Here is a 12,839-nt window from a genome sequence, read left to right as displayed (position 1 = left end):
AGGTCAGCGGAACCCAAGCGGCTACTTAGGTATGCCTAACCTTACCCACAAGGCGGCGGATGCGGATAGTCCGCGGCCACGAGAGACGCTCCATGCCTGGTCAGAGCTGAAGACCGGTACGCAGGGCGGCGGCGAGACCGACCTCCGCGTTGTCGGACTGGCCGCGCTCGAAGGCGCGCTGGTACGCCTCGTCACCGACCGCCGCCCGCGCCTGGAGCTCGCAGGTCTCACGGACCGGCCCCAGCTCGGGCGTGCCGCGCTGGGGGTGGCCGACCATCCGCCAGTACGCGTGTCCGGTGCCGTAGACCCGGGCGGCCTGGGCGCCCGCGCCCTGGGCGGCGATGGCGGCGGCCAGGATGTCCAGGCCGAGCGCGATGCCGAAGCTGTCGCGGAGCCGGTGCTTGCCCGCGAGCATCGACCGGGCGTGCGCGGCGGATTCCGCCGGGCGGCCCTGGAGCAGGGCGATCAGGGCGAGCTGGTAGTCCGCGTAGGAGCGGGTCCAGAACTCGCCGCCGCGTTCGCAGGCCCGGCGCAGCGCGGTGGCCGCCGCCTCGGACTCGGTGAGCCGGCCGAGCGCGGTGAGCGCGAAGACGGTGACGAGGTGACAGCGCAGCCGGTGGGCCGAGCCCGCCGGCACGCTCCCGGTCATCCGCAGGACGCGCTCGGCCGCCTCCAGGGCCGCCGCGGGCTGCCCGGTCATCAGCTGGGTGAGGCCGGAGAGATAGGCCGCGCCGAGCATGCCCTCGTCGTCCCGGTCGTACAGGGCGACCGCCGTGCAGAGCGCGCCGTACTTCTCGGCGGTCGCGAAGTCGCCCTGGAGCAGGGCCGCGACGCCCATGACCCATTGCAGCCTGGTCCGGTGGGGGCCCTCGGCGGGGCCCGCGTCCAGGGCGCGCTGGGCGTAGTCGCGGGCCTCGGAGAGGTGGCCGCAGCAGGCCCAGAAGAAGCCGACCCGGCCCGCCATCTCCTGGGCCCCGCCGACGTCGTGGGCGAGCAGGTGATCCAGGGCGGCGCACAGGTCCAGGTGGGTGTCGGACACCTTGTGGTACCAGGACACCTGGTCCGGCCCGGTCCAGCCCTCGTGGGCGCGGCGGGCGAGGCCGAGGAAGCTGCTCGCGTGCCGGTCGGCGGCGGCGCGGGCCTCGCCCAGCTCGGTGAGCCACATCCGGCCGTACTCGCGCAGGGTGTCGAGCATCCGGTAGCGGTCGCCGTCGCGCTGGACGACGGACTGGGCGGCGAGGCCCTGGAGCGCCCGGTCGACCTCATCGGCGGTGAGCGGCCCCCCGGCGCAGACCTCGCGGGCGACCTCCTCGTCGAAGTCGGTCCGCAGCGGGGTGAGGCGGGCCCACAGCAGCCGCTCCAGCGGGGTGCACAGCTCGTGGGACCAGCCGATGGCCGTGCGCAGCGTGCGGTGGCGGCGGGGCCACACCGTCGCGTCGGCGAGGAGGTCGAGGCGGGCCGTGCCCGGGTCCTCGTCGGGTCCGCCGGGCCCGGCCGGTCCGCCCGCGCCCGGTGTACCGGGGCCGAGGGCGAGGCCGCCACTCCGGCCGGGCGTGCCGAAGGACGTGCCGAAGAGGGTGCCGGAGGGTGCGCTGCGGGCGTCGAAGCGGGTGCCGATCCGGGCGGCGAGCTGGGCCACGCTGTGCCGGCCGATGCCTGCGGCGGCCAGTTCGATGGCGAGCGGGATGCCTTCGAGGCGGCGGCAGATCTCGACGGCGGCCGCCTCGTCGCCGGGGGCGTCGAGACCGGCCCCGGGGTCGGCGGCGCGCAGCCGGTCGGCGAAGAGCTGGAGTGCGTCGGGCGCGCCGTCGACCGGCAGCGGCGGCACCGCGACGACATGTTCGCCGTGCGTGCCGAGCGGCTGCCTGCTGGTGACCAGGACGGTCAGCCGCGCGGAGGTGGTCAGGACCTCTGCCAGCAGGTGCGAGCAGGAGGCGCGGAGGTGTTCGGCGGAGTCGAGGACCAGCAGGAGGTGCTTGTCGCCGAGCCATTCGCACAGTGCCTCGACCGGCATCCGCAGGGTGTGGTCGGCCAGCCCGACCGCGTCGGAGACGGTGGGGAGCAGCAGCCCGTCGTCGTAGAGCGGGGAGAGGTCGGCCCACCAGACGCCGTCCGCGTAACGGTCGGCCGCGGCGCGGGCGGCCCGGAGCGCGAGCCGGGTCTTGCCGACACCGCCGGGGCCGATCAGAGTGGTCATCCGCCGGGTGGTCAACGCGGTGTGCAGCCGGGCCAGTTCGGCCCGCCTCCCGACGAAGCTGCTCGTCTCCTCGGGAAGGTATCCCACCTTGGTCATCATCACCGTCCGCGCGCTGGGGCAGGGGGCGCCGGCGGGCCGACCGCCCCGGGCGGGGCTCCTGCCGCGCACACCGGGCCGGCCCCGCCTCCCCCGACGAGGAGAGCGGGACCGGCCCGGTGGACCAGGACGGCTGTCGCGGCACCGTTGCCGACGTCTGCCGTCACCGTAGTGCCGCCCGAGGTCAGCGCAGAGTGAAGACGGCCACCGTGCGTCCCGGGACGGTGAAAGTGGCTGATTTCCCGTCGTACCTGGCTCGTTTGACCGTAAGATCCGCGCCCTTGGCCTGCACCGGGTGCAGTGCGTACGTCTTTCCGGCCGGTGCGGTGAGCCGCTGCGTGGCGGTGTCGGGCGCGGCGTTGAGGACGACGACGTGCTTGCCGAGACGCATGGTGATCACGCCGGGCGTCTCGTCCTTGCCGGAGAGCGGGAAGGACAGGGCGGACTGCACCTGGTCCGCGGTGCTCAGGGAGAACTCCTTCTCGGTGGAGCGGATGGTGAGCAGGTCGCGGTAGGCAGCCGAAGCCCCGTTGATCTGGGCGCACTTGGGGGCGATGGTGCCGGTGGCGGCCAGCAGCGGCTCGGCGTACGGCCACTTGTCCTGGTTGTCGGCGGCGGGCGGCAGGCCCCGGCCGAAGCCGTTGCCGTCGCGGCAGTCCCAGTGCAGGGCGTTGAACCAGTCGCCGCTGTCGTAGGAGTTGCGGTCCAGCGACTTGGAGCGCAGCAGGTCGCTGCCCGCCTGGGAGAGCGAGGGCCCCTGCGACAGGACGGAGGCGGCCATCGCCACCACCTGGGCCCTGGCCCGCTCGGCGGCCGTGGTGGAGGCCGGGAGCTTGAAGGCGAGGGTGTCGAACAGGGTCTCGTTGTCGTGGGCGTCGGAGTAGGCCAGCGCGTCGCCGGGTGCGGCCGCGTATCCGGCGGGCGCCCCGTTGTAGTCGACGTCGGAGCCCTTGACCGTGCGCCCGGTGGTGTCGGTGAAGGTGTAGTCGGCGAGGTTGCCGGTGAGACCGACCTTGATCAGGTCCTGGTAGTGCAGCAGCCGGGCCTTCTGCTCGGCGCGGGTTCCGTTGGCGGGCGAGGAGTTGGGGTCGGTGTAGAGGCCGGTGGCGAAGCCCTGGACGCCGGGGTCCTCGTCGAAGGGGCCGCCGCCGCGCACGGCGTCGCGGGCCCGGTCGGAGAAGGTGGCGATGCCGGTGCCGGCCATGTTCTTCTGGGTGGCCTGGACGAAGCGGGCGTCGTCCGCGATCTCGCCGAAGTTCCAGCCCTCGCCGTACAGGATGATCTTCTTGCCGTCGACGCCGTCCTTGGCGAGCGTGAGGCCGTCGAGCGCCTTGCGGACGGCGAGGATGTTGTCCTTGGGGTGGTGGCCCATCAGGTCGAAGCGGAAGCCGTCGACCTTGTACTCCTTCGCCCAGGTGACGATCGAGTCCACGACGAGCTTGCCCATCATGGTGTTCTCGGGCGCGGTGTTGGCGCAGCAGGTGGAGGTGGCGACGGTGCCGTCCTCCAGGAGCCGCTGGTAGTAGCCGGGCACGATCCTGTCGAGGACCGACTTGTCGTCCTGCCCGGAGGCGACGGTGTGGTTGTAGACGACGTCCATGACCGTGCGCAGACCGGCCTGGTTGAGGCCCTGCACCATCTGCCGGAATTCGACCGTGCGCTCGGTGCCGTCCGGGTCGGAGGCGTAGGAGCCCTCGGGCACGGTGTAGTGGAACGGGTCGTAGCCCCAGTTGAAGCCGTCCTCGGCGGCGGCCTTGCTCACGCACTCCTGCTGCTTGTCGGAGTCGGGTGCGGGGGCGGTCAGGTCGCAGTCGGGCGTCGCCCGGTCCTTCTTCTTCTCCGGGACGGTCCCGATGTCGAAGACCGGCAACAGGTGGACGTAGCCGGTGCCGGAGTCGGCGAGCTTCCTGAGGTGCTTCATGCCCTTCGAGCGGGTGTCGGTGAAGGCGAGGTATTCACCGGGGTGTTTGGCCGTGCGGTCCGTGATGGAGAAGTCCCGGACGTGCAACTCCTGGATCTGGGCGTCCCGCAGCGGGGTGGCGGCGGGCTTCTTCAGGCCGGACCAGCCGCGCGGTGCGAGCTTCGGGTCGGTGAGGTCGACGACGAGGCTGCGGGCGGAGTCGGCGGTCAGGGCGGTGGAGTAGGGGTCGGTGACCTTGTTGGTGACCAGCTTCTGGACGGTGGGCGCCCAGACGGTCACGGCGTACCGGTAGGGCTTGCCCTGCCAGCTCTTCTTCCCGGTGACCGACCAGACGCCGGTGCGGTCGTCGCGCTTCATCGGGTGCGTACGGCCGCCGAGTTCGAGGGCGACGGTCGCGGCGGTCGGGGCCCAGACGGAGAGGGTGGGCGTCGACTTCCTGAAGACCGGGCCGAGTTCGGCGGAGGCGGCCTTGCTGCCGTACAGGTCGTCCAGGATTCCGGCCGTCTGTACGCCGGTGGCGGCGAGCAGAGCGCCGTTGGCGGCACGCTGGGTCGCGATGAGCTGGCCGCGCAGCGACTCCCGGACGCGGTCGCGGTCGCGTGCGTCGACGGTGAACGCCGGATAGTCCTTCAGATGCGGGTACTTCGCCTTCTGCGCGTCGCTCAGCGCGGACCGCGTGAGCCGCAGCCACTGCCCCTCGTCGGAGAGCGCCCCGTCCACGACGGAGATGCCGCCCTTCTTCGCGTACACGAGCTGCTGGCTGGTGGCGTCGGTGGCCTTCACCTTCCAGACGACGGTGTTCGCGTCGATCCACTGCGCCTCGGCCTTGGACAGGTCGGGGGCCGCGCCGCCGCCGGTCTGCGGGAGGAGGTAGCCGGGCCTGCCGCCGAGCATCCACACCTCGTGGCCGTACGTGGCGAGGTCGAGGGACTGGTCGGTGGGCAGGTCCTTCTCGTCGCCCTTGTGGAGGATGTAACTGAGTGTGGTGGCGCCGTCGACGAGCGGCACCTCGAAGGTGACCCCGTAGGCGTCCTTCTTCACCGGTGCCAGCGGCTTCGCCCAGTCGGTGGGCTCCTTGGCCCCGGCCCAGGTGTGCAGCCCCCAGCCGTCGTAGTCGCCGTCCGGGCGGTGGTAGTTGAGGATCGCCTTGGCGGTGTCCTGCGGCGGGGCCTCGGGGGCTTCGGCCGTCTGCTCGTCCTTGCCCTGCTCGATCCAGACCTGACCGGTCGCACCGAGGTCGACGGTCCGCTCCGGGCCGTCGGCCGTGCCGTCCTTCTCGACGGTGTACGGGAGGGTTCCCGTGCCCTCCTCCACGTCGATCCAGGCGAACGCGCCGTACGCGTCCCGGCCGATGAACTCGGCTGTCTTCTCACCGGACGTGAGCTGCCAGCCGGTGTAGTCGCCGTCGGCGCGCCGGTAGTGGACGACCGCCCGGTCGCGCTCGACGGCGACGGGCTTGCCGGGGTCCGGAGCCCGGCCGGCGGTGGTCGAGGCGAGAGCGCCGGAGGTGCGTCCCGTCCGGTCGATCACCACGGCCTTGTAGCGCAGGGGCGTTCCCGCCCGCACCGAGGCGTCCAGATACTGGGTGACCTTGTAGGGGGCGTGGTCGGCGCTGCCGAGCGTCTTCCACTCGCCGTCGCCGGTCTGCGCGGCGAAGACGACCCGGTTGAGCTGTCCGCCGTCCACGTCGGCGGTGATCTCGACGGTGCCGGTGGCGCCGGCGGCCGGGGCCTTCAGCGAGATCGTGGGCTCGGCCGCGGGGGCGCCCACGGTCCGGTCCGCCTTCAGCACGATGCTGGAGAGGGCGGGCACGGTGACGGTGACCTTCTTGTCCTCGCCGCTGCGGACCTGGCCGGAACCGCCGTAGACCGTACGGAAGTTCATCCCCGCTGACTCGGCGGCGAGCTGGACCGTCCTCGGGCTCGTGCCGTTGTTGGAGGCGACGAGGTACTCGTACGGCCGCTCGGTCGCGATGCGCGAGGTGGCGTACACCGAGCCGTCCGCGAGCCGCTCGGTCTGGGTGCCGTCGCGCAGTGCCGGGTGCTCCTCGGTGAGCCGGGAGAGCGCGGCGATGGAGCGGTAGACGGGGTGCTTCGTGTCGTACGCGTCCGAGGCATGGGTGCGGTCGGTGCCGAGCTGGTCGTCGTCGAGGTAGTCGGCGGTCCTGGAGGCGAAGAGGGTCTGGCGGGCGTCCTTGTCACCGCCCGCGCCGGTGAAGCCCTGCTCGTCGCCGGAGTAGATCACCGGGTTGCCCCGGCCGAGGAACATCAGCTCGTTGGCGAGCCGGGCGCGCTTCAGCAGCTCTGCGTCATCGGCCTCGGGGTTGTCCTGCTTCAGGAAGGTCCCGATGCGGCCCATGTCGTGGTTGCCGAGGAAGGTGACCTGCTCGTAGGCGTTGGCCTTGTCGGTGGTGTAGCGGAAGTCGTTGCCGTACACCGAGGCCAGCTTGTCGGCGGGCGCGCCCTGGGAGGCGAACTGCCGGGCGGCCTCCTGGAACGGGAAGTCCAGCGTCGAGTCCAGGCGGCCCCGGGTGACGTAGGGCGCGGTGATCTCGGGGTCGGCGGAGTAGACCTCGCCGAACATGAAGAAGTCGTCCCGGCCGCGCTTCGCCGCGTAGTCGTCGAGCGCGGTGGCCCACTGGGTCCAGAAGTCCAGGTCGACGTGTTTGACGGTGTCGATGCGGAAGCCGTCGATGTCGAAGTCGCGGACCCACTTCTCGTAGATCTTCTCCATGCCCTTCACGACCTCGGGACGCTCGGTCCACAGGTCGTCGAGCCCGGAGAAGTCGCCGTACTCGTTGGACTCGCCGGCCCACGTCGAGTCGCCCCGGTTGTGGTACATGGTCGGGTCGTTGAGCCAGGACGGCACCTTCTTCTCCGTGCCGGGAGCCTGCACCGGGGTGTACGGGAAGGAGTCCCGGTCGACCTTCTTGACGCCCTCGCGGTCGTCGAAGGGGCGGCCGGTCCTGTCGAGGTAGGGGAAGGCGCCCTTGGGCTTGTAGCCGTAGGCCTTCTCGGCGTGGTCGACGGTGTCGGCGGTGTGGTTGGTGATGACGTCGAAGAAGACCTTCATGCCCTTGGCATGGGCCTTGTCGATCAGCTTCTCCAGGTCGGCGTTGGTGCCGAAGTGCGGGTCGACCTGGGTGAAGTCGGTGATCCAGTAGCCGTGGTAGCCCGCCGAGGCGTCCTTGCCGGTGCCCTGGACGGGCCGGTTCTTGAAGATCGGCGCCATCCAGAGGGCGGTGGTGCCGAGGCCCTTGATGTAGTCGAGCTTCTGGGTCAGGCCCTTGAGGTCGCCGCCCTGGTAGAACCCCTTGTCGGTGGGGTCGTAGCCGTGGTCGAGCCGTGAACCGGTCAGCCCGCCCCGGTCGTTGGAGGCGTCGCCGTTGGCGAAGCGGTCGGGCAGCACGAAGTAGAACTGCTCGCGCGTGAGGTCGTGCCGGGCCGCCTCGCGGGCCAGCCTGGCGTCCGAGGGCGGGGCGGGCGGCCGGGGCGACGCGGCGGCGGTGGCAGCCGGGACGACGGGCAGCAGCGCCGCGCACAGGGCGGCCACCGCCCCTCGTCTCAAGGTGGTTCGGGACACGGAGGGTGCTCCTCGGCTGGTGTCAGGAGGGTGGGCTGCGGGCCGGTGGCGCTGCCACCGGCCCGCGGAGAAGGGGGTACGGGTCAGCCGCGCCAGACGTCGGCGGTCAGCGTGACCTTCCCGGAGGCCGGGACGGTCGCGGTGCGGTTCGCCCCGCTCTCCCAGGTGACGTTGCCGTTGCCGTCCTTGCGGACGTACTTGTACGCGAACGTGGTCCCGGCGGGCAGGGCCACGTCGAGCTTCCACACGGGGTACGCGGCGGGGTCGAGCTTCGGCGCGTTCGCCGGGTTCCAGTTGCCGAGGGCCGCCTGGTCGCCGGTGACGTGGATGTTCTGGCCGGGCTGGGTGGTGGCGTTGACCCCGAAGGTGGCGCCGGAGGAGCCGTCACCGGGGCCCGGGCCGGGGTTCGTGCCGCCGCCTGAGGAGCACGTACGGGCATGCACGTGCAGGGCGACGGCGGTGCCGGCCGGGACGGTGGCGGTGAACCGGCCGGAGCCGTCGACCGTGACGCCGTTGCCGGACTGGACGTCGCAGTAGTCGCCTGCGGGCAGCGAGGTCTGGAAGGTCCGGTTCAGCGCGGAGCTCTCGTGGTTGATGGCGACGTACGCCTTGCTGCCCCGGCCGAAGGCGATCTGGTCGCCGCCGTTGTCCCACCAGTCGCTCACGGCCTGACCGCGTGCCGCGTTGCGGAAACCGACCATGGAGGAGATCTCGCGCCAGGCGTGCTGGCACTTCCAGCCGTCGGTGTAGCAGGCGTTCACCTGGCCGCCGTTGGGCGGTCCGGCGTCGTGGTCGCCGAACTCGTAGCCGGAGTGGACGTCCGGGGAGCCGTAGGGGTAGGCCAGCATGAAGACGTTGGCGAGGGTGTAGGCGGAGCCGTTCTTGTAGGTGAGGGTGTCGCCGCCGCGCTCGGTGTCGTGGTTGTCGACGAAGACGCCGGACCTGCCGGACTCCATGAAGCCCCAGCCCTCGCCGAAGTTCTTCAGGTGGGCGAGGTTCTCGTTGAGGAAGACCTGCTTGAGGCTCCGCCCGTAACGGAACTCCTGGACGTCGCCGGTGCCGAGGTACTCCGAGGGCGAGACGGCCTCGCCCGCCCCGTGGATCGCCTCCTGCTTCCAGTAGACGTTCGGGTTGCTCAGCCGGGACTTGATGTCGGCCAGGTCGCCGGCGGGCATGTGCTTGGCGGCGTCGATGCGGAATCCGTCGACGCCGAGCGAGAGCAGGTCGTTCAGGTAGCCGGCGATCCTGCCGCGTACGTAGTCCTCACCGGTGTCCAGGTCGGCGAGGCCGACCAGTTCGCAGTTCTGGACGTTGGCACGGTCGTTGTAGTTGCTGATCTGGGACCGGCAGTCGTCCATGTCGGCGCCGGAGTAGATGCCCGGGTAGTCGTACTTGGTGTACGTGGAGCCGCCGGTGCCGGTGCCGTTGCCCGCCGCCATGTGGTTGATGACGGCGTCCGCGACGACCTTCACGCCCGCCGAGTGACACGTGTTGACCATGGCGGAGAAGGCGGCACGGTCACCGAGGCGGCCGGCGATCTTGTAGCTGACGGGCTGGTAGGACGTCCACCACTGGCCGCCCTGGATGTGCTCCTGGGGCGGCGAGACCTGGACGTAGCCGTAGCCCGCCGGACCGAGGGTGTCCGTGCAGGCCTTGGCGATGGAGGCGAACTTCCACTCGAACATCACGGCGGTGACGTCCTTGTCGCCCGGAGCGGCGGCCTGCGCGGGTGACGCGGCGCCGAATCCGGTGGGGATGACGAGGGCGGCGGCGCCGGCCACGAGGGCGAGCGCGACAGACAGGGGTCTGCGTGCCATGTCTTTCCTCCTGCGGGTGGGGGAAACGCGGGTGACGGTGCAGCCTCAGCCGGCAACGCGCCATGCCCTCAAGGCTCCTGAAGGTTCTTGCTGCAAGAATGCAAACCTTGCCGCAGCGCAGACCGTACGAGCCCGCCAGGCACCGGTCAACCCTTTGGACATCAGCCGCTCACATCCGTGAAACAACGGCGTTCTCTTCCTGACATCCGCTCGATTTCTTGCTGCAAGGTCTTTCGCAAGATATTGCGCGCCTGTTACGTTTCATCCGACTCCGGTCCGGTCGGCCGGGGGTTCCGGCGTCGCTCACGCGGTGGCGGACCCCACGCGCCCGGCCGGCCGGGCCGGTCACGACAAGAGAGGCACCCGGAGTCGCTACAACTCCCCGCCGGCCCTTCCTGGGCCGACTCCTGGTGCCTCTCCTGTGCGTGCTTCCCCTGCTTCCCGTGTCCCCGGGGCTCGTCAGCCCTGGGTGCGCACCGCCGCCGTCGAGCCCCGGACGACCAGCTCCGGCTGGAAGACGTACTCCGTGCGCTGCACCGGGTTTCCGCCTATCTCCTCCAGCAGCGCGCCCACGGCGGCCGCCGCCATCGCCTGCACGGGCTGGCGCACCGTCGTCAGCGGCGGGTCCGTGAACGCGATGAACGGCGAGTCGTCGAAGCCCACGACCGAGACGTCGCGCGGCACCTCCAGGCCCCTCCCCCGGGCGGCGCGCACCACGCCGAGGGCCATCAGGTCACTGCCGCAGACGATGCCCGTGCAGCCCGCGTCCAGCAGGGCGCCGGCCGCCACCTGGCCGCCCTCGACGCTGAACAGGGTGGAGCAGACCAGTGATTCGGCCTCCGGCCGGTCCATGCCGAGCACCGAGACGGCCGCCTCCACGAACCCGTCGCGTTTGCGGCGGGAGGGGACGTAGCGCTGCGGGCCGATGGCCAGGCCGATCCGGCGGTGGCCGAGGTCGGCGAGATGACCGAGGGCCATCCGTACGGCAGCGTTGTCATCGGGCGAGAAGAAGGGGGCGCTGATGCGCTCGTTGTAGCCGTTGATCAGGACGAACGGTATGCCGCGCTCGGTGAGCGCGGCATACCGTTCCGGGTCGGCGGAGGTGTCCGCGTGCAGCCCGGACAGGAAGACGATGCCGCCGACGCCCCGCTCCACCAGCTGCTCGACGAGTTCGTCCTCGGTGGCCCCGCCGGGCACCTGGGTGCAGAGCACGGGGGTGTAGCCGTGTCCGGCCAGCACCTGTTCGACGGACTGCGCGAACGCCGGGAAGATCGGGTTGGTGAGTTCGGGCGTCACCAGGCCGATCAGTCCGGCGCTGCGCTGCCGCAGCCGTACGGGCCGCTCGTAGCCCAGGATGTCGAGCGCCGCGAGCACCCGCTGACGCGTGGAGTCCGCGACGCCCTGCTTCCCGTTCAGGACCCGGCTGACCGTCGCCTCGCTGACCGCCGCCTGTCCGGCGATGTCGGAGAGGCGGGGCGCGGCCGTGATCCTGGGCGACGGCAGTGTCACACCGTCCACCAGACCGTGGTGTCGGCGGGCAGCTCGGCCTCGGCGCCGTCCACGGTGACCGGGGAGCTGGCGAGCAGCACCTGGCCGCGGGCGGCGACGCGGACCGGGGCGGCGGTGGTGTTGACGGTGCAGACGAAGCCCGGGCGGGCGAAGGCGAGGACGCCTTCGGGGGCGTCCAGCCACTCGACGCCGGTGCCCGCGCCAAGGCCCGGGTGGTCACGGCGGGCGGCGATCGCGGCGCGGTACAGCTCCAGGGTGGAGCCCTCCACGCCGGTCTGCGCCTCGACGGACAGCTCGCCCCAGCCGGCCGGCTGCGGGAGCCAGCTGCCGCCGTCGCCGAAGCCGTACGAGGTGCCCTCGCGGGTCCACGGGATCGGGACGCGGCAGCCGTCGCGGAAGCCGTCCTGGCCCGCGGCGCGGAAGAACGAGGGGTCCTGGCGGGCCTCGTCGGGCAGGTCGGTGACGTCGGGCAGGCCGAGCTCCTCGCCCTGGTAGACGTAGGCGGAGCCGGGCAGGGCGAGCATCAGCAGCGAGGCGGCGCGGGCCCGGCGCAGGCCCAGCTCGCGGTCGCCGGGGGTACGGATCTGGGTGCCGAGCCCCGCCGGGTTGGCGAACCGGGTGGTGTGCCGGGTGACGTCGTGGTTGGAGAGCACCCAGGTGGTGGGCGCGCCGACCGGGCGCATGGCGTCGAGCGAGGAGTCGATGACCTTGCGGAGTTCGGCGGCGTCCCAGGCGGTGGCCAGGTACGGGAAGTTGAACGCCTGGTGCATCTCGTCGGGGCGCACGTAGTTGGCGGTGCGCTCGGCGGTGGGCGTCCAGGCCTCGGCGACGGCGATCCTCTCGCCCGGGTACTCGTCGAGGATGGTGCGCCAGCTGCGGTAGATCGCGTGGACGCCGTCCTGGTCGAAGAACGGCATGACGTCGTTGCCGAGCAGCTTGAGCTGGTCGTGGGTGCCGAGGTCGGGCAGGCCCTCGGCCTTGACGAGGCCGTGGGCGACGTCGACGCGGAAGCCGTCGACGCCCATGTCGAGCCAGAAGCGCAGGATGGAGCGGAACTCGTCGGCGACGGCCGGGTGCTCCCAGTTGAAGTCGGGCTGCTCGGGGGCGAAGAGGTGGAGGTACCAGTCGCCGGGGGTGCCGTCCGGGTCGACCGTACGGGTCCAGGCGGGGCCGCCGAAGATGGACTCCCAGTCGTTGGGCGGGAGTTCGCCGTCGGCGCCCTTTCCGGGGCGGAAGTGGTAGCGCTCGCGCAGGGCGGAGCCGGGGCCCTCGGCCAGGGCGCGCTTGAACCACTCGTGCTGGTCGGAGGAGTGGTTGGGGACCAGGTCGACGATGACGCGCAGGCCCAGGCCGTGGGCCTCGCGGATCAGCGCGTCGGCGTCCAGCAGATTGCCGAACATCGGGTCGATGGCCCGGTAGTCGGAGACGTCGTAGCCGGCGTCGGCCTGCGGGGAGGCGTAGAAGGGGCTCAGCCAGACCGCGTCGACGCCCAGGTCCTTCAGGTGGGGCAGGCGGGCGGTGACGCCGGGGAGGTCGCCCATGCCGTCGCCGTTGCCGTCGGCGAAGCTCCGCGGGTAGACCTGGTAGATCACCGCGTCCTGCCACCAGCCGGTGCGGTGGCCCGGGGCGCCGTCGGACGTGCCGGTGGAGGGGGCAGCGAGATGCTGGGTCATGTCGTCCCTGAGGTGTCTGGGTGGGGAGCGGCGCCGGGTCCGGG

General features: G+C 71.7%; 5 protein-coding genes. All 5 read right to left on the bottom strand.

Annotated features, from left to right (window positions below; genetic code table 11):
* Positions 1 to 100: 100 nt before the first annotated feature.
* The 5 genes from AC0VY3_RS09245 to AC0VY3_RS09225 all read right to left on the bottom strand — a co-directional run bounded on the left by AC0VY3_RS09245 (position 101) and on the right by AC0VY3_RS09225 (position 12,795).
* Positions 101 to 2,296, bottom strand: a complete 2,196-nt coding sequence (locus AC0VY3_RS09245) for an ATP-binding protein (RefSeq protein WP_475549391.1) — start codon at positions 2,294 to 2,296, stop codon at positions 101 to 103.
* A gap of 181 nt (positions 2,297 to 2,477) precedes the next feature.
* Positions 2,478 to 7,796 (bottom strand): pullulanase-type alpha-1,6-glucosidase, encoded by a 5,319-nt coding sequence (gene pulA / locus AC0VY3_RS09240; protein WP_475549390.1) that lies wholly within the window; start codon positions 7,794 to 7,796, stop codon positions 2,478 to 2,480.
* Between the two features lie 83 nt (positions 7,797 to 7,879).
* Positions 7,880 to 9,613, bottom strand: a complete 1,734-nt coding sequence (locus tag AC0VY3_RS09235; protein WP_475549389.1) for a carbohydrate-binding module family 20 domain-containing protein — start codon at positions 9,611 to 9,613, stop codon at positions 7,880 to 7,882.
* A 459-nt stretch (positions 9,614 to 10,072) separates the two neighbouring features.
* A complete protein-coding gene (locus AC0VY3_RS09230) occupies positions 10,073 to 11,134 on the bottom strand; it encodes a LacI family DNA-binding transcriptional regulator (RefSeq protein WP_181010863.1) in 1,062 nt (353 codons plus the stop codon).
* Positions 11,119 to 12,795, bottom strand: a complete 1,677-nt coding sequence (locus AC0VY3_RS09225; protein ID WP_103509062.1) for a glycoside hydrolase family 13 protein — start codon at positions 12,793 to 12,795, stop codon at positions 11,119 to 11,121. Before AC0VY3_RS09225 ends, AC0VY3_RS09230 begins: the two co-directional genes overlap by 16 nt.
* Positions 12,796 to 12,839 lie beyond the last annotated feature (44 nt).

It is taken from the genome of Streptomyces sp. iso_384, from assembly GCF_056172905.1.
This window is presented reverse-complemented; position numbering and strand designations above follow the sequence as displayed.

Excerpts from the sequence above, each read along its gene's own strand:
- AC0VY3_RS09235 (WP_475549389.1), bottom strand. The coding sequence starts at position 9,613 with ATGGCACGCAGACCCCTGTCTGTCGCGCTCGCCCTCGTGGCCGGCGCC.
- AC0VY3_RS09225 (WP_103509062.1), bottom strand. The coding sequence starts at position 12,795 with ATGACCCAGCATCTCGCTGCCCCCTCCACCGGCACGTCCGACGGCGCC.
- AC0VY3_RS09245 (WP_475549391.1), bottom strand. The coding sequence starts at position 2,296 with ATGATGACCAAGGTGGGATACCTTCCCGAGGAGACGAGCAGCTTCGTC.